This is a genomic window from Clostridium sp. LS, from assembly GCF_002760435.1.
Lineage (GTDB): Bacteria > Bacillota > Clostridia > Clostridiales > Clostridiaceae > Clostridium.
The window spans coordinates 1-19,126 of record NZ_AUUU01000067.1 but is presented as its reverse complement, the minus strand read 5'-3'; the positions used below and the strand labels follow the sequence as shown (position 1 = coordinate 19,126).

Genomic DNA, 19,126 nt, shown 5'->3' with positions numbered 1-19,126 from the left:
AATATTATATACAACTAATAACAAAGAAAAATGCTTTTATAGTATAGAATTTGTGCTTTGAGTTTTCTATTTCTCAAAAATAATTTTATTTTTTCTCATACCAACATTTAATACAAGACCTAATGACATAAAATTTACAAGGATTGAACTTCCACCATAACTCATAAATGGAAGAGTAATTCCAGCAACTGGCATAAGACCAATGGTCATGCCAATATTTTGAAAGATGGAGAACAAGAAGCCAGATGCTGTACCAACACAAATAAGTCGCCCCATAATATCTTTAGATTTCTTTGCTATCTTAATCATTCTATAAATTAAAATACTATATAAGATTAGAAGAAAAATAGAACCTAACAACCCCCATTCTTCTCCAACTATAGCAAATATAAAATCTGTATGAACCTCTGGAATAAACCCGCCAGGTGCATGGACTCCTTTTAGAAAACCTTCTCCCCAAAATCCACCAGATCCTATACTAATTATAGATTGCATTAATTGAAAGCCTGCATTTTGTTGATACGCATCCGGATTTAAGAATACCAATATTCTATTTTTTTGATATGTCTTTAGAAGACCACTAAACCATATTATGAGGCTTAATGGAATTGTAGATAAAAATCCAATTCTAAGAATTTCCAAATTTAAATCAGAAATAAAGTACATTCCTAGTGTGATAAAAAAACAAATAAGCGTCATTCCTAAGTTGGGTTGAATTAATATTAAAAACATTGGAATTCCAGCATAAAATGATAAAGTAATGAAATTTTTCGGATTATTTATATTACCTTCCATATCATCTAATTTTTTTGCAAGAATTAGAATTAATCCAAACTTTACAAATTCACCAGGTTCTATGGCTCGATTTCCAATTCTTATCCAAGATGAAGCTCCCTTTACTGCTTTACTAGTTACATCATTAAATAATAAGAGTGCGATTCCAGACCAATAAATTAATTTTGAATATCTTCCTAGAGAATTATAATCAAAGACTAGAATAAAATATACTATTATTAGTCCAATAATTAACCACAAAAATTGCAATTTAGCATAATAAAAACCAAGATTTGAATACGTAACACTATAGATATTTATAATTCCAAAAGTGGTAATAAGAATCGCCGTGATAATCATTATAAAATCTAATTGCTTGAGAAGTTTTCTATTAATCAAGAACTTGTTCATTCTAAATCTCCCCCAAAGAAAATAAAATAACAAAATATGAACTAATTATGTAGGAAATAATAGCAATATGCAATTGCTTGTAGTTAATCTTAATTTTAATTTAATATTTAACATAAGAAGATTCACTTTTGAGAAACAAAAACTTTCAAACATTAGATATACTTTAATTATCAATACAATTCAAACAGGTTATTTATTATTAAAGTGCTATTCCATATGATGCTAAAATTAATTATAGAATCCATTAAATTTTCAAATTCATATCCTGGGAAATGACGCATGAATATTTCTTTTAAAAATTTCTCTTTCATAGTATGATTTTTTTTGTTACCTAAAATGTTAATAACTAATAGGAGTCTGGCAGCTCAATTAAAATCCTTTCTTCCAGTTTTTATATATCTTTACATGAATCTTAAAAATATTATTTTCACACTCTGCCCAGATTTCTCCTTTGTGCAATTCTACTATATTTTTTGATATAGCCAATCCAAGTCCAGAACCACTTACCTTTGAATTTCTAGATTTATCTCCTCTATAAAATCTATCAAAAAGATTTAATGTATCATCTAAAGATTCACTTGCTATTTCATTTTCAAATGTAATAGCAACATATTCATTATATTCTTTTAAATTTACATATACCTCTGTACCTTCTACACCATACTTTACTGCATTTGATAATAGATTTTCAAAAACTCTTCCTAATTTTCCTGAATCAACCTTTAGAATCACTTTAGAATTCTTAAATTTCTTTTTTAAATTCATATTTCTTTTTTGAGCTTCTATAAATAATTCCCCTATGCTTTGCTCTAATATTTCTATTATATTTACTTCTTCTTTTTCTAAAGCAATTCCACCACATTCCAATTTTGAATATTCAAATAAATCTTCTATAAGCTGCTTCAGCCTATAAGCTTTTTCAATAGATATTTTAGTATATTTCTTTTTATTTTCCTCTGTTGTTTTTTCGTTTTCTACAAGCTGCAAATATGCTATTAATGAAGTCAGAGGAGTTCTTAAATCATGAGATACATTGGTTATAAGTTCTGTTTTAAACTTTTCCTGAGCTCTTTCCTTCTCTATATTTTCTTTAAGCTTTCTTGCCATATCATTCATGCTTTGCGCTAAAAAGCCCAATTCATCTTTGCCTTTTTTCCTTATTATATAGTCCAAATTTCCATTTGAAAATTCTCCTGCACCTTCCGCTATTTGTTTTATATACTTTACTTTTCTATTGATTAATAAGAAGGTTAGAAGCATTGCTATAATAACAGGCATCATAAAAATGTATACCATTGTCCTATCATTATAATAAATTGGTTCCTTGTCCCACATTAATAATTTTTCTGTTTTATTATCTATTGTAATATAATACATTTGATAAAAATTACCATCTGCATACTCTTTATGAAACCATTTATTTATTTTTTCAGTATCTAGCTTATCTTCTTTAACATTTTTAGATTTTAATATTATTTTCCCATCCTTATCTATAACTGCAGCATTTACATTATACAACTCAGCAACATTTTCTAAGTATTCTCCACATGATTTATCATTTCTATTTACATATTCCTGTGCTTTAACAAAAGCACTATTTAAATTATTGATTTTTCCCTCTGTAGTATTTGTGTTATAAAAAGACATAATTCCATAGATGCCACATACTATTATTAACACACCCAGAACATTCATTAATATAAATTTTATGTTCAAGCTACTCAGGCTTCTTATTATTTTATTTTTCACCCTTCCACCTCTTACTTATCAATCTTGTATCCAACACCCCAGACTAACTTTATATATTTAGGCTCTTTCGGATTAATCTCTATCTTCTCTCTTATATTTCTAATATGAACCGCTACAGTATTATCGGAATTGAAAAAAGGTTCATCCCATACTCTTTCATATATCTGTTCAGTGCTTAATACTCTGCCGATGTTTGTTGCTAAAACTTTAATTATCTCAAATTCCCTTGGAGTTAATCTAACGAACTTACCATCTACAAATACTTCTCTAGTTGCTGTATTTATCACAAGTCCATCTATACATATCTCATCACAATTTTCTTCTCTTGGTTCATTAAAACTTGTAGTCCTTCTTATCTGAGATTTTACTCTTGCAACAAGTTCTAAAGGATTAAATGGCTTCACCACATAATCATCTGCCCCTATATTTAACCCTAGAATTTTATCACTATCCTCACTTTTAGCTGACAACATTATTATTGGAAGCTTTTTTTCTTCTCTTATTTTCATGCATGTCCTAATGCCATCTAGTTTAGGCATCATTATATCTAAAATTATTAAATCTATGTCACTATTTTTCAATTTTTCTAAGGCTTCTAAACCATCACAAGCTGTAATCACCTCAAAGCCTTCATTTATCAAATAAATTTCTATAACTTCTTTTATATCTTTTTCATCATCTACAACTAATATAGATTTTTTCTTTTCCATTTATTGTACCTGCCTTTTTCTTGTCTTTGAATCTCTGTATTTGCATATTTTATAATAAATATAATCACCTGAAAAAATTATCATTAAGGGCATAAGTGGATATGCATATCTGCTGTATGTGTAATACGGAAGATACACTGCATTCATAACTATTATTGATAATGCAATTATTTGCTTTTTTAAATCCCACTTTCCGGTTTTTAAATTATTAATAATTCCAATAATTGCTGTTACCAAAATGAGATAGTGTTCAAAAAAAGCCCATCCATATCTTATCCCCAAAATTTTATCCCAATAAAATGGTTCATACCAAAAATAAAAAGTCTTTCCTAGGGTATACCAATAAACAAATTTAAGAGGTTCTTCTTTTCCATATATCTTTAATCTTTCTATTCCTGCTTCTATCTCATATTCATTGCTTTGTATAAGATCTTCACTACTCTTATACTCAACGCCCCATCCACCACTTTGATTATAATTAACAAAAGTTCCTTGTAAAAAAGGATTTCCGCTGGACTTTGTAAATGGTATAAACATATTAAAATTATTGTAATTTCTTACCCACCAAGGCGACATTACAATACAAAATATCCCTATTACTATACTAGCATATTTAACCATTTCTTTCAGCTTATACCCAACCTTAAGCCAAATTATAAGTATTACTAGTGGATAAACTGCTATTGTAGGTTTAAATAAGCAGCCAAAACTCCAAACTATGCCTGCTAGTGCATAGTATTTTATTCTCTTAGTTTCTATTGCTCTAATACTTAAATATATAAGAAGTAAAATTAAAAACTTAAATGTAACTTCCATAAGTATAAGATTTGCAGCATATATCTCAACAATATAAATTGAATCGATAACGCAAGCTATTAGAGCTACCTTCTTATTAAAAACTCTTCCTCCTATTAGAAATATTAAATTTAGGCTGCATATCTGTAGAACAACTTGAAATATTCTAAATACCACAATAGCTTGAGACTTCCCAAATATTAGCACAAAGAATGCAAGTATAAAGGTTAATCCTGGCATTATATAAACTGTAGACTTACTTATATCTTCATAGGAAAAGATTCCATTTTCCACCAAATTCCAAGCACTTCTTATATATTTAACATCATCATTATCAAAATTCTCCAAGCTTCCGAGCAGTGTGGAATTGCCATATTTGAAAATCGAAATGAGAACCACTATTATAAACAGTATTTCTAAAATGGCGAGTCCAAGTTTTATTCTTTTATCCTCCTCACAAACAATAACCATGATTTTCTCCTTTACCTTGTAATAATTAATGTCCCAATTATTATAAATACTGCTCCTAATCCTTTGTTAAGTGTAAAGCACTCTTTGAATATTAAAACTCCAGCTAATATTCCAATTACATAACATAAACTTTGTAATGGATATACCCTGCTTAGTTCTTCCTTAGATAATATATAAATCCAAATTATTGTAGCAAACACATATATAATTCCTCCACCTAATATGTAAGGATTAAAAAACATATTAATAATTCCTTGAATTGATAAGTTAAAGCTACTTTTTCCTACACCAATTTTCCATAATACTTGACCTAAAACCAGCATTATTATGTTTATAAATAGTAATAAATACATCATCTATTCTCCTGCTCCTTTATAAGTTGCCAAATCACAGCATTTTCTTGTATCAATCTAACTAATCTTCTCTTGACCTCATATATTTGTTTAATTAAATATGCTATTATAAAAATTAATATTATAAAAAAAATTATTACTCCATTCATACCTTAATCTCCTTATTTTCTAATAAACCTGTTTTTTAGCTATTATTAATGTTGATAAGGTTACTTTGATCATGTAATAAATCGATTTTATTGGTGTTATAGATGACTTCCCTTCATACCTTTGCCTCATATTAACACTAATCTCTTTGACTCTTAGATCATTTTTGCAAGCATATACTATAGTTTCCACTTCTGGATAGTCTTTTGGATAATATTTTGCAAAAAGGCTTATTCCTTTTTTATTTATTAATCTATAACCAGATGTTGTATCATAGTAGTTACTTCTGCATAGTAAAGAAACTAATTTAGAAAAATATCTTATCCCCATTGCTCTAAATTTACTTGGTATGTAATTGGTTTTCTCTATAAACCTTGAGCCTATAATCATATCAAAATTACTTTCTTCCATTTGTTTAATTAAATTTTCTAAATCCTTTGGATCATGTTGTCCATCACCATCTATTTGCACTGCCACCTCATATCCTTTCTTTAATGCATAAATATAACCTGTCTGAACAGCTCCTCCAATACCTAGATTTTCACTTAAATTTATAACTTCTGCTCCTGCTCTTTTCGCTTCAGAATACGTATTATCTTTAGAACCATCATTAATGACCACAACATCTGCAAATATATTATTGTTTTTTATTGAAGTTACTACATTAAATATATTTTTTGCTTCATTATAAGCTGGTACTATAATCAAATATTTCATTTATTTCGCTCCCCCTTCCTTCATCTGGCATATTTTAATTTTAGTTACCAAAATTAAAGAACTATTTATTAAATTTATGAAGAAATTATGAAGTTCATATTTTATTAAGACACATAAAAATAACTAACAATTCCAAAGTTCCCATAGATATTTTCATTTCATTGATTTTAATAAAATAACCCACGAAAATCTATTTTTTGATATGCTCCCTTTATAGTAGACAGTTAAAATAATAAAACTGTTTCTATAAAGGGGGTATTTTAATGTTAAGAAAAATGAAATGTTCTTTAGAAGAGAAAGTGAAAGGAATTAAAGAATATCTAGCAGGTGAAAAAGCAGTTGTACAGATATGCGATGAGTTGGCAATTCATAGTGCCACATTTTATGACTGGTTGAAAATATATAATGATATTGGAGAAGCAAATCTAATGTTTTCTACAAAAAATAAATATTATTCTGATTCGCTTAAACTTAATGCAGTTAAAGATTATCTGGCTGGAAAAGGCTCTTTAAGAAATATATGTTGTATATATGAAATTTCATCTCCTCGTGTTCTCAGAGATTGGATTAAGAAGTATAATGGTCATAAAACAATTAAATCTCATAATAAGCAAGGAGATAGAATTATGACTAATGGAAGGTTTTTGGGGAACTCTGGAATGTGAGATATACTATTTACAAAAATTTTATACATATGAAGAATTAAGACAAGCGATTGATGAATACATAATTTTTTATAATACAAAAAGATTACAGAAAAACTTAAAAGGTCTGACTGCAATTGAATATCGAAATCAGACCTTAGCTTCATAAATTTTTATTTTTTCATCTGTCTACTTGACAGGGTGCAGTTCAATGCGACAGCCCCTTTCTCTTTATACATTGGTACTCCCAGCGGTATACCACTCATATATTTCTTCACGTTCATTCAGCTATAATGATACATGTTTAACCCACTATTTTACTACATTTCAGCTTATAATTACTTATCTTCAGTGTAACTTAATTTTAATGTTATATTTTCAAAGTATTCCCTTTTGTCCCTTTAGTTTTTGCTCTATTACACATAATTTTTTAGTTTTTCTAACTATTCTTTTTATAAAATTTTATCATTTTCATTGCCTCCTGGAAATAGAATACTCTTACCATCTTTTCAATGCAAGATCTTCTATCATAATAATATATATTTCAAAATGCCATTTGATACTTCAACTTTATTAAACATACCCAATAATACTTTGCAGAGATTTTGATCAAAATCAGTAATATTATCATTAATTCACAGTAGAAATATTAATTATAATTATAAGTTATTTGAATTGGTATTATCATCAAGATATTGTTTAAGGATATTTGAATAACGTTTTTCTTTTGCTTTAATAAACTGGTATCTCTTAGAAGTTTCTTGAAGTTGGATTTCAACCAATTGTTTTTGTTTCGATATTATTTCATATCTTTCAGGTATAGTAGAGTCACCATGTAAATATAAATTGATATAGTATTTTACTTCTTTAACTGACATACCGCACGCTCTTAGATATCTTGCGGAGTTAAGCCAGTCAATTGATTCCTGATCAAATAAGCGATTATTATTTTTATCCCGTTTAATTGTTGGAACCAATCCATTATCTGTATAGTGACGAATGGTGTGTTCAGTCATATTTATCATTTTTGAAACTTCCTTTATTGTGTACATTTTAACATCTCCAATATATCTTCTTTATAATACTTAATATTTTTTATATTAACATTTATACTATCAAATATTTAATTCTGTAATTTTATAAGAAGCTAAAGCGATTTTCCTTCAAGAATAATAATATCTTTTTTTATTGAATAAAATATCACAATTACTGTTAAGATTATTCCGTTTGTATAAAAAATTCCTCTGATTGATTTAATCAATGAGATCTTTTCGATGATCATAGATAAATGAACCTAAGTTATAGCTTACTAACAATAATGAAGTAGCAAGTCCTCTGTTTTTAACAGATTTATTATTAATATTATTTAACATTTCCTCCGTAAATTTCTTTGAGTACTCCCAAAACCTTTAGAAAGTTGAAATTTATTAGATTTTTATTTCTAATAATCATTAGCTTATGGGAAATAGTCTTTTAGTACATATTCATGTTTATTAAAATAATTCTATAATGCTCGTTAAGCGAAGTCAAAACTTTTTTATAATTTTTATATTAGATTTGTAAAAAAACATTGACTTAGGGTTACACGAATGAATTAAAGTTATTTTGTGCTTAAAGTACAAAATCGCAAGGAGGATATTAAAATGAAAAAAGTTATTTTAAATAATGGTGTTGAAATGCCTATTTTGGGTTTTGGAGTTTTTCAGCTTGAAGATGAAAAAGAATGTGAACAATGTGTCTACGATGCAATTGTAGCTGGTTATCGCTTAATTGATACTGCTGCTGCTTATATTAATGAAGCAGCTGTAGGCAAAGCAATTGAACGCAGTGGAATTTCTAGAGAAGAGCTTTTTATTACTACTAAGCTATGGGTTCAGGATGCTGGTTACGATAATACTAAAAAAGCATTTTATACATCTCTAAAAAATTTACATCTTGATTATCTTGATTTATATTTAATTCACCAACCATATAATGATTACTATGGTTCATGGCGCGCTATGGAAGAGCTCTACAAAGAGGGCAAAATTAGAACAATTGGTGTTTCAAATTTTAACAGTGGTCGTTTGATTGACTTAATTTTAAATAATGAAGTTGTTCCAGCAATTAATCAAGTAGAAACACATCCATTCTGTCAGCGGATAGAAGAAAAAATCATAATGGATGAGTTTAATGTTCAGATTGAATCGTCCAGACCGTTTGCAGCAGGACAAAAAGATATTTTCAAAAATGAAATTCTTTCTGCAATTGGTCAGAAATATAACAAAACAATTTCACAGGTTATTTTACGCTGGCACATTCAGCGAGGAGTTATAACTATTCCAAAATCAGCTCATAAAGAACGTATTCAAGAAAACTTTAATATTTGGGATTTTCAATTAAGTGAACAAGATATGGCTTTAATTACATCTATGGATAAGAAACAAGGCCTTGTAGGCAATCGGGATGAACCAGAATTTGTAAAAGCTATGAATAGAAAAAAGATTCATGAATAATTAATAAAATTGTCATATTATTTAAAAAGCAGGAAGTTTAGATTTAAATCTCCTGCTTTTTTATCAGAAAACTCCACCTGAGTTATTATAATGGGAAGTTTGAGCAGGAAGCCACTTCGAACCATCATATAAAAACCTCCGTTACTTGTGGTAGTCGAGTAGAAAAAGCCCTCACGGACTTTTCCCCTCACAGATCTGTACGTGCCAATTAAGGCATACGACTCCCCGTATCAGTAAAAAGTGATAACACCTTTTTATCTTAAAGGATACCTTTTAAGATATCTTTTAAGATTTATCTAATTACTTATTGATTTTATTATTCTATCAAGTTTAGTTAATTTTCCATTCATTATAGGTGTAAATATTAATGCAACTAAATCCTGCATATAAGTTAAATTATTATTACTTTAATCTAAATTATAATAATTTTTTTACATCTTTATTAGGCATTTGTAGCCAGCGTTATACCCATTTTAAAAGCCTTTTGACAATCAATTGGAAATTGCTCAGATTTTTGTTTTGCCTTAGCTTCTTTAGAAAACAAAGATGACTCATATTTATCATAATCAGAAAATTGATAAGTATCACAACTATATAATGATTCAAGTGGTCTTCCTATGGTTTTTGCAATCATATTTTCACGTAAACTTAAGCTTTGCTTAAGTCCAAATTGTTCAATTTGCTTTTCTGTTGCATTCATAGTATAAATAAATCCAGCTCTGATTTTTCTAGGATAAACTGTTGGTACTTTTGAACTATATATGCTATGTGAATATAAAAAACGTTCTAAAAGTGCATTCATTCCAGCTGTAATACTCATGTAATAAATAGGTGAACCAAATATAATAGCATCTGCTGTTTCTAATTTTTCAAGAATATCTGTTAAGTCATCCTTCATTGCACATTTTCCATGTTGTCCATCTTTTCTTTTACAAGCAAAGCAACTAATGCAACCCCTGTATTTTAAATCATTAAGATGAATAAGTTCAGTATCTGCTCCTTGTGAAGCTGCCCCTTCAAGAGCTTTGTTTAATAAGGTTGCAGTATTCCAAGTTTTTCGTGGGCTACCGTTAATAGCAATAATTTTCATTATTTTCACTCCTTTATTAATTGCAGTTATTAAATAAATAATACTACATACTTTTATGGTTTTAATAAGATTTTTTATTGTTACTTATGTAGTAATATTATTTTTTACTTTATGATATAATTATATTACTAAATCAAAAATATACTAGTACGCAATTTATTTTGACTAAGTATATTAAACTTGACTAAAGGAGCTTATTTATGAAAAATAGAAAAATTGATAATCCTATAACCACCCCTGTACAATATTTGTTGCAAGTACTTGGTGGTAAGTGGAAGTTACCTATACTATGCATATTAAGCATGAACGATGTAGTACGTTTTAATGAATTAAAAAGAAAATTAGATGGAATTACTAATATGTCTCTGAGTAACTGTTTGAATGAATTAGAGCATTATCAAATAATAGATCGTGTACAATACTTAGAAATGCCTCCTCGGGTGGAATATTCATTGTCAGAAAAAGGTAAGGAATTACTTCCTTTATTGAAGGGTCTTGATGAATGGATAAAGAAACAATTATAAATTAGTAACAAAAATTAAATTATACATAGTTACTTAAGTTTTATACAACTAGAACATTAGTATATCTCATTTTATAGTTTCTCCAAAATAAAGAATAATGCCAAGTCTTAGAATACTTTTTTCTTTTATAATATTTAAAAATATCAAGATGATATAATATACATAAAACAACCCACGAAAATCCAAATTTTAGATTTTCGTGGGTTTCATGGTGGAGGAGAGGCGCATATAACCTCCATACACCAATATTTATGTTACTTTAATAAATCAAATTTCACTCCCTATCAAACAACTGAATCAAATCTTCCTTTGACAAACTGCTAAGCAAACTGCTATTTTGAAGTTCTCCAGTTAGAATATCATTAATAAGATCTTTCTTATCTTCCTGCAGCAATATAATCTTTTCTTCTATAGTTCCTTTAGCAACTAACCTAATTACCTCCACTATATTCTCTTGACCAATTCTATGGGCTCTATCCGTTGCCTGATCTTCAACTGCTGGATTCCACCATGGATCAAAGTGAATAACTAGATTGGCTGAAGTTAAATTAAGGCCCGTGCCCCCAGCTTTTAGTGAAATTAAAAATACCTTTGCGGATTCACTGCTGTTAAAATCTTTCACAAGTTTAATTCTATCTTTTGGTCTCGTACTTCCTTGTAAGTGAAAGAAGTCAATTTCTTCTTTATTTAAGCGTTCTCCAATTTTATCTAAAGCTGAAGTAAACTGTGAAAATAAGAGAACTTTATTGCCAGAATAAATATGTTCTTTAATTATATCGACTGCCACTTCTAGTTTCCCACTTCCACCATTATAATCTTCAACTATAAGCGAAGGATCTAAACATATTTGTCTAAGCTTAGTTAAATATGAAAGGATCTCAATTTTCCCTTCATTATTATTCTTCATTACATTCTTTACTCTTTTAATATAATTACTGTATAGAGCCTTTTGGGAAGCTGTCATTTCAACTAAAAGCTTCTTTTCTACTTTATCTGGAAGTTCCTTCATTACCTCTTTTTTAGTCCGCCTTAGAATAAATGGCTTTATTAAAAGTTTAAGGTTTTCTAAATTATCTTTTCCTTTTGAAATGAATTTCTCTATAAATACTTCTTTGGAGTACAAGTAGCCTGGCATAATAAAATCAAAGATAGACCAAAGCTCTGTTAAATTATTTTCAATAGGTGTCCCAGTTAAAGCAAACCTTGTTTTAGCTTTGATTTCTTTTATAACTTTTGTGTTCTGAGCTGAAGCATTCTTTATGTTTTGTCCTTCATCAATGATACAGTAATCAAAGATAATATCTTCATAGTAATTTATATCTAATCTCAAAGTTCCGTAGGTAGTTAAGATTACATCATAATCACGAGTATTATTTATTGTTTCAATTCTTTGTGCTCCATGTACAATTAGCACCTCTAAGCTTGGAGCAAACTTCTGAAATTCATCTTTCCAATTATAAATTAAGGAAGTAGGACAAACGATGAGGGTTCTTTTACTTTTTTCTGAAAGCAAAAATGCAATAGTTTGTATTGTCTTCCCTAAACCCATTTCATCAGCAAGTATACCACCAAAGCCTAATTCACTTATGGTTTTAAACCATTTAAAGCCCTTCATCTGATAGTCTCTAAGTTCCCCAACAAACGTATCTGGTAAAGCTATTTTTCTATTATTTATGTTGGATAACTTATTTTCCATTTCCTTTAACTCTTCAGAACTTTTAATAATCCCCAATCTCTTATTAGTTATATTTTCATATAAATATAATGCTTTGGCTTTTTCTACTTTAACCATTCCATCTACTAGGTTCTCGCTAATATTTAAAACTTCAAAAATATTGAAAAACCCTCTTACATTGTCGTCTTCAAAATCTAAAAAGTCATTGTTCCTTGTTTTGTAAAACTTACTCTTATTTCTATAAGCCTCAAATGCACTATTTAGCTCATTTACTTCTAAATTTCCTATTTTATAAGAAAAATTATATTCTCCATCTGCCTCAAATAAATCCGCTTTTATATGTTCTAATGTGTATATTTTTTTATTATTAAGCCCTTTGCCTAAAGTAATCTTTCCCAGTGCTTGAATGCTATCTTCTATTCCTTTTAACAGATTAAATAGTTCCTCATCTTCACCTGTAAACATAAATCTATTTTTCAGCTTTATAAAGTTTCTTTTTTCCATTTCTAAGAGAAGTTTCTCTTCTTTCCTACGATCTCTTATAAAATTATCTTCTCTACTATTCTTATTTAATATATTAACTTTTCTGCCACCATAATTTACTATTACATCACAATAAACTTTTCCATCCTCCTCAAATACCAATAATTCAGGTTTTAAAGAATGTGATACTAAACTCCTTAAGCTCTCTCCAATATTAATATTTTCTGTAATATTGCTTAGAATTAAAATGAGTTTAACATAGTTGTGTATATCCTTCCTATAAACAATTTCTCCATGAGCTTTAAGTTTTTCATGTAAAGTTACATAATTATCACTCTGCTTTTTTGAAGGCAGATAAAGTTCATTTTTAAAGTAATAAACATCATTATTTGAATTTAGTGGTACAGGAAGCTGCTTATGGGTTGATAAAACCATTTTCTCATTATCTTCTTTTAAGTTAAAGGTTATAGGCATATCCCTATGAAAAATCGGTACCGTAAATTCTATATGCTCAAACTTAAATTTGATTTTTCTATTATCTATTACTTCTAAAAATCCTCTTAAGTCATTAGGCTTAAGTATAAGTTTTTCGCTTCTTGATGCTGTCAGCACTTCATAATATTCAGATTCTTTTTCTGTTTTTCTAATAAGCCGAGTGGTTTCACTATTCCCCCATATTTTATACTTTTCTACAATGTTATTTTCTGAATCCTCTCTTGTCTCACTATTCCCTTTTGATAGTAAACTAAAAAATTTATAGCTAGTTGCAGTTATGTGGCTACACATGAAGTTATATCCGTTTGAAGCAAATTCCTTGAACTCATCACAAGAACATTTTGCTCCATCTAACTTTTTCTTCTGTAGATTAATTTTAATGTGAGTGTTAAACTCTTTGAATTTACTTTTATCTTTCACTCTACCATAAATGTGATATATATTCTCTATCTTCTTGCCTTTAAAATAGGTGACTAAGCCATTATTAAAAGCCTCTTCCCCTTCTTTTTTCATAACACTCGTGGCAGACTTAAATACTATTGCTTTCAATTCATTCAGTTTCAAAGAATCACTCCTTTCAGCCGTAAGACTATGTGGTTTTATATACTCTTTTAATCTACTTTTTTGTGATCGCTTAGATCTTCTCGCCCATTTATAAAAATAATCACGTTTTCCATAGATAATATTATAACATAGAAACTTCCAACCGTTTAACTGCACAAATTACTTAAAAAGCCCACTCACTGACTACACTTTCACCTTCTCCTAAGGGCCTTGCATCTCCTTCGTACATACTAATTATACTATCATCATTAACTTCCTCATCGGTAATTTTAATATCCATATCTTTTCTTCCCCGCTTATTTAATTTCTTACTCTTTTTCATTTCTAAAAGTATAGGAGTACTTTGCAGGCTGTTATTATCCTGATTAACATCTGTGTTGACAAATTCTAAATCTACCTTTCCATCATTAATGTTATTTTTTTCTCCCTTCTCATCTTGTTTCTCGCTTGAATTATTATCAATCTCTTTTTCTTTATTTTCTAATTTTTGATTATCAATATTCATATTAACTTTATTAGATTCTTCACTTTTTAAATGACTCTCTTCTTTCTTTATCTCTTCTTCTTTGTCCTTTGCTTTAACTTTAATATTTTGATGCTTTGCAAAATTCTTTACTTTATAAATATTCTCTTCAGTAACTTCCACCATTTCTAATTTTATAAATGTATCCAATGCTAATTTCACTTGATTTACATCTCTATTAAATTCTATAGCCAAAGTATCTACTGTATATGGGATGTTTTTTGACATATATAAATTACCTTCTAAATTAATCTTACCAGCTAAAGTTACAATCCTAGCCCAAATATAGTGAATAACATCCCTTTCAGGCATTCTATCTATTATTTTAAATTTTGTATCTTCAAACATATCAACTCTTAATCTAACATATCTTCTTTCTCTCACTTTTATCATTTCCTTTCATAATTTATATACTAGCAAGTTAATCCACAAATGTTCTCACATGCAGCATAGCTGCTCTTTTTAAAGGTGCATATCTTCTTTCTCTCATATTAATCATTCCCCTTAAAATTTTTATTTCTATATTCTTTACAATTAGGATATATGGTTTACTTTATAAAATAACAATGTATTTATAAATTTTTTAATAAATTCTTGAAAATATATTACCGGGTTTTATTTTAGTAGAAAGTAATTTTCTTGATATATTTTTTGTAAAATAATTAAAAAAAGCCTAGTGCTGTAACACTAAGCTTCTCCTATATAGTTTCTAAAGCTATTAGATTGAATTGTAGCGCTATATAAGAATGCTTAATTTTGGGGTAGTGAGGCATTCAATTTATTTTTAATGTGATTTTTATGCTAATTATATTCCAACAAAATCTCTTCCTTAGCCTTCACACTCATACCAGTATTGAATTTCACAATCTTATGATTGTTAGGCTCAGAGATTACCAGCATAGTAATATCATCTAATCCTTTTTCTTTAATAAAGTTCCTGTCAAAGCTTAAAAGAAGATCACCTTTTTTTACTGCTTTTCCTTCTTCACAGTGCACTTCAAAACCTTCTCCATTTAAAGCTACTGTATCAATTCCAACATGTATAAGAAATCCTACTCCATCTTTTGTTCTGATACCAACAGCATGTCCACTTTCTTTCATAACTGCTGCTATAGATCCATCACAAGGTGAATATATTTTCCCTTCACTTGGTTTAATAGCGATTCCTTCCCCCATTATTTTTTGTGAGAACACTTCATCATTAACCTCGCTTAGGTCAACACTTACACCATCAGCAAAAGCATAAAATACTTTATTCTTATTTTTATCAAATAAATTCTTAAACATGTATACCTCTACTTTAATTCAGGCCAGTAGCCTTTATTTGCTACAATAAGATCGTCTAATAATAATTTAGCAACTCTGGCACTTGGTACAGTCTTAGATAAAGTAAGTGCCTGCCATAATTTTTGATAACTATTTTCAATCCATGCTTCAACAACTAATTTTTCTACTGATACCTGCTGCTCCATTAATCCCTTTTGGAATTGTGGAATTTCTCCTTGAGCTAAAGGCTCTGGTCCATCACTTCCAACAATGCACGGAACCTCAACCATAGCCGTTGGATCAAAATTAGAAATTGCACCCTTATTTTCTACAATACACAGCATTCTTTCGTGAGTGTTATAAGCAATTGCTCTTGCTAAATCCACTATAAAGGTAGCATGAGCATCAATATGGAATTCTCCACCTTTAGCCGTTCCTGCTTTTGCAATAGCTCGTGCTGCATTAAATACATCTTTCTCCCTTCCATCCATAACCTCATTTGCTCTAGAATATTCTGCATTGGAGTGTTCTACAACATAATCAGGATATAGATAATATTTTAAATAAGTATTTGGTAAAAATCTTGGATCTACTGCTAATAAATCTTTTGCTTTCTTATGAGTTTCCTGCCAACTTGGGTCAGTGTGTTGTGTCTCCACTTCTTTTACTGTTAAGTATCCATTTTCTACAACATATGCTTTAATCCTATCTGTTAAGTCATTACCTTGTTTATCCTTAACGCTAGTCCACCATCCAAAGTGGTTTAACCCAAAGTATTTAACTTCTAAATCACTTGGTTCTAAATCTACAATACCAGCCATACGACGAAGAGTCCCTACCGGCATATCACAAATATTTAACACCTTTGAATTTGGATTTAATCTACGGCAAGCCTCAGCTACAATTGATGCTGGATTAGAGTAGTTTAACATCCAACAGTTTGGCGAATATTTTTCCATTAAATCTATTAATTCCAGCATGCCTCCTATACTTCTCATTCCATAAGCAATTCCACCTGGCCCGCAAGTTTCTTGTCCAAGTACTCCATACTTTAACGGAATTTTTTCATCCTTTTCACGCATTTCATATTTTCCAACACGTATATGTGCCATACAGAAGTCGACATCTGTAAATGCTTCTTTAGGATCTGTTGTATAAGAAAATTCAATATCTGGTGCATTTTCTTTTAATACAATATCTAAAGCCTTACCAATAACACTTTGACGATCGCCGTCATTATCATATAATTTTAATTTTCTAATTGGAAAACGGTGTAGATTATCTAATAGCATCATAACTATTCCTGGAGTGAATGTACTTCCTCCTCCTGCAATAACAATAGAATGTTTTTTCATATATATTACCTCTTTCCTCTAATTTATATTATTCTTCAACTATTTCTGTGAGTTGTATTATTCTCCTATGATTCCTAGTGCTTCATCTACTATAGATCTAATTCTAGTTACATGTAATCCGTATACTACTTGAACATTTTCTCCTTTTTTAACTACGCCAGTAGCCCCTGTTCCTTTTAACATAGCTTCATTTACCTTTGATGTATCATCGAGAATTAATCTTAATCTTGTGAAACAATTATCTACTTTTTTAATATTTTCTTTTCCTCCTAGGGCCTCTATTATTACAAGTGCTTCATTTCCTGAAGCTTTATCTCCTGTACCTTGTTCCCCTGCTACTTTTTCCTTATAGTCTTGCTTAGTATAAAGTTTAACTTCCTCGGTATTGTCTTCTCTTCCAGTAGTCTTTAAGTTAAGCTTGACTATTAGGAATCTAAATATTACGTAGTAAACTGCAAATTGTACTATACCTACTAAAATGAACATTGGCCAGCCTGTTTTTTCTATACCCAATGGTAAGTTATAAAGCAAGAAATCTATAAATCCATTAGGTGCTATAGCTCTTACGTTTAGTATGTTTAGAGCTACCATTCCAAGCCCGCTTAATACTGCGTGCACTCCAAATAATATTGGTGCTGTAAACAAGAAAGAAAATTCAATAGGCTCTGTAACACCAGCTATTATTGATGTAATTGCTGCAGGTATAAGTATAGCTCTAGCTTTCTTTTTCTTATCAGGATCAGCTGTGTGATAAAGTGCTAAACAAGCCCCTACTAAACCAAACATTTTTGATAATCCTCTAGCATCCCATATAACTGTACTAGATAAAACTTTAACTGAAGGATCTGCAATTTGTGCAAAGTAAATATTTCTTGCTCCTTCAATTGTTTTACCTCCTATAGTTTCTATTCCCCCAAGCTGACTATATAAGAATGGAGTATATACTAAGTGATGTAAGCCTGTTGGAATTAGAAGTCTTTCTAACATTCCGTATATGAATATTCCGAAGTTACCGCTCTTTTGTATATAGTATCCTAAACTTGATATTCCCCATTGTACTGATGGCCAAACATAAGAAAGAATAACTGCTAGTATAACTACTACTGGGATTAATATTAAAAATACTAATCTTGAACCACCATATATTTGAAATGCTCCATTAAATTCTTTTTTGCAATACTTGTTATGAACATAAGCTACAACTATTCCTAAAATTATTCCTAAAAAAACTCCCATGTCTAAAACTTGAGTACCAAGTACAACTGCCTGACCAGATCCTCTTAACTGATCTGCTGGAACTAATTTTCCTGATAAACTAAGGAAAATATTCATAGCATTATTAAATATTAGATAAACTAAAACTGATGTGAATCCTGATTCTGCCTTTTTCTCTTTTGCAAGTCCCACTGCTAACCCAACACAGAATATTATTCCAAGATTTGATAGTATAGGTACCAAAGAACCTGATAGTATTTTACCAAATCCAAATATTATATCGTTTTTTAGAAACGGTGCATATTCTACTAACTTGGCATTTGTAAAGATATTTCCAAAGGCTATTAGTATACCTACAATTGGAAGTATTAATACTGGAATAAACATAGCTTTAGAAAATCTTTGCATAGCATTCATAATTTTATCCTTCATAATTTCCACCTCTTATTAAATTATTGTGTCTTTCATAGGCTCATTATATATACGTTTTCATTTAATTGAAATAGATTTTAGACATTAAGAAACCTGTTAGCATAAAAGATAACAGGTTTCTTAAATTAGGCACATTCCAAAAAATAACAAGTCCATCTGCCAAGCCTATTTTCCATCAAGGAAAGCTCGACTCGCATACGCTCGCTGAGTAAGCGATTCACACCAAATCATAGATTTG

17 protein-coding genes are annotated in these 19,126 nt (G+C 29.5%); 3 read left to right on the top strand and 14 right to left on the bottom strand.

Going from position 1 to position 19,126, the window contains the following annotated elements; translation table 11 throughout:
- Positions 1-66: 66 nt before the first annotated feature.
- From rodA to COL3_RS15975, 7 genes are all read right to left on the bottom strand, one after another.
- Positions 67-1,185, bottom strand: a complete 1,119-nt coding sequence (rodA, locus tag COL3_RS16000; RefSeq protein WP_008425281.1) for a rod shape-determining protein RodA — start codon at positions 1,183-1,185, stop codon at positions 67-69.
- A 369-nt stretch (positions 1,186-1,554) separates the two neighbouring features.
- Positions 1,555-2,934 (bottom strand): HAMP domain-containing sensor histidine kinase, encoded by a 1,380-nt coding sequence (locus COL3_RS15995; protein WP_008425283.1) that lies wholly within the window; start codon positions 2,932-2,934, stop codon positions 1,555-1,557.
- A gap of 11 nt (positions 2,935-2,945) precedes the next feature.
- On the bottom strand, positions 2,946-3,644 hold the full coding sequence (locus COL3_RS15990; RefSeq protein ID WP_008425285.1) for a response regulator transcription factor: 699 nt from the start codon (positions 3,642-3,644) through the stop codon (positions 2,946-2,948).
- A complete protein-coding gene (locus tag COL3_RS15985; protein ID WP_008425287.1) occupies positions 3,645-4,910 on the bottom strand; it encodes a glycosyltransferase family 39 protein in 1,266 nt (421 codons plus the stop codon).
- 11 nt (positions 4,911-4,921) lie between these two features.
- Positions 4,922-5,266, bottom strand: coding sequence for a transporter (locus COL3_RS15980; RefSeq protein ID WP_008425289.1), 345 nt, complete (start codon positions 5,264-5,266; stop codon positions 4,922-4,924).
- On the bottom strand, positions 5,263-5,412 hold the full coding sequence (locus COL3_RS28845; protein WP_008425290.1) for a hypothetical protein: 150 nt from the start codon (positions 5,410-5,412) through the stop codon (positions 5,263-5,265). Before COL3_RS28845 ends, COL3_RS15980 begins: the two co-directional genes overlap by 4 nt.
- Before the next feature lie 19 nt (positions 5,413-5,431).
- Positions 5,432-6,127 carry a glycosyltransferase family 2 protein gene (locus COL3_RS15975; RefSeq protein WP_008425292.1) on the bottom strand — a complete coding sequence of 232 codons (696 nt, stop codon included), beginning with the start codon at positions 6,125-6,127 and terminating at the stop codon, positions 5,432-5,434.
- Between the two features lie 263 nt (positions 6,128-6,390).
- On the opposite strand from COL3_RS15975, the gene COL3_RS15970 reads away from it, so the two are divergent.
- Positions 6,391-6,792 (top strand): helix-turn-helix domain-containing protein, encoded by a 402-nt coding sequence (locus tag COL3_RS15970; protein ID WP_008425294.1) that lies wholly within the window; start codon positions 6,391-6,393, stop codon positions 6,790-6,792.
- A 638-nt stretch (positions 6,793-7,430) separates the two neighbouring features.
- Here the strand turns inward: COL3_RS15970 and COL3_RS15960 are convergent.
- Positions 7,431-7,823, bottom strand: coding sequence for a MerR family transcriptional regulator (locus tag COL3_RS15960; protein ID WP_008425300.1), 393 nt, complete (start codon positions 7,821-7,823; stop codon positions 7,431-7,433).
- A gap of 591 nt (positions 7,824-8,414) precedes the next feature.
- Here COL3_RS15960 and COL3_RS15955 point away from each other — a divergent pair.
- Positions 8,415-9,266 (top strand): aldo/keto reductase, encoded by an 852-nt coding sequence (locus COL3_RS15955; protein ID WP_008425302.1) that lies wholly within the window; start codon positions 8,415-8,417, stop codon positions 9,264-9,266.
- Between the two features lie 442 nt (positions 9,267-9,708).
- On the opposite strand, the gene COL3_RS15950 is transcribed toward COL3_RS15955, so the two are convergent.
- The gene (locus COL3_RS15950; RefSeq protein ID WP_008425304.1) at positions 9,709-10,356 is read right to left on the bottom strand and encodes a flavodoxin family protein; all 648 of its coding nucleotides are present in this window, start codon (positions 10,354-10,356) and stop codon (positions 9,709-9,711) included.
- A gap of 200 nt (positions 10,357-10,556) precedes the next feature.
- On the opposite strand from COL3_RS15950, the gene COL3_RS15945 reads away from it, so the two are divergent.
- Positions 10,557-10,880, top strand: a complete 324-nt coding sequence (locus COL3_RS15945) for a helix-turn-helix domain-containing protein (protein WP_008425306.1) — start codon at positions 10,557-10,559, stop codon at positions 10,878-10,880.
- 274 nt (positions 10,881-11,154) lie between these two features.
- On the opposite strand, the gene COL3_RS15940 is transcribed toward COL3_RS15945, so the two are convergent.
- The 5 genes from COL3_RS15940 to COL3_RS15920 all read right to left on the bottom strand — a co-directional run bounded on the left by COL3_RS15940 (position 11,155) and on the right by COL3_RS15920 (position 18,888).
- A complete protein-coding gene (locus COL3_RS15940; RefSeq protein ID WP_035283622.1) occupies positions 11,155-14,097 on the bottom strand; it encodes a DEAD/DEAH box helicase in 2,943 nt (980 codons plus the stop codon).
- Between the two features lie 163 nt (positions 14,098-14,260).
- Positions 14,261-15,013: a phage replisome organizer N-terminal domain-containing protein gene (locus COL3_RS15935; RefSeq protein WP_242982145.1), complete on the bottom strand. Its 753-nt coding sequence runs from the start codon at positions 15,011-15,013 to the stop codon at positions 14,261-14,263.
- Between the two features lie 408 nt (positions 15,014-15,421).
- Complete coding sequence (locus tag COL3_RS15930) at positions 15,422-15,907, bottom strand: PTS glucose transporter subunit IIA (RefSeq protein WP_008425309.1); 486 nt, start codon at positions 15,905-15,907, stop codon at positions 15,422-15,424.
- Between the two features lie 8 nt (positions 15,908-15,915).
- The gene (locus COL3_RS15925; RefSeq protein ID WP_008425310.1) at positions 15,916-17,241 is read right to left on the bottom strand and encodes a 6-phospho-alpha-glucosidase; all 1,326 of its coding nucleotides are present in this window, start codon (positions 17,239-17,241) and stop codon (positions 15,916-15,918) included.
- A gap of 57 nt (positions 17,242-17,298) precedes the next feature.
- Entirely contained in the window at positions 17,299-18,888 is a 1,590-nt protein-coding gene (locus COL3_RS15920; protein ID WP_008425311.1) for a PTS transporter subunit EIIC, read from the bottom strand.
- Positions 18,889-19,126 lie beyond the last annotated feature (238 nt).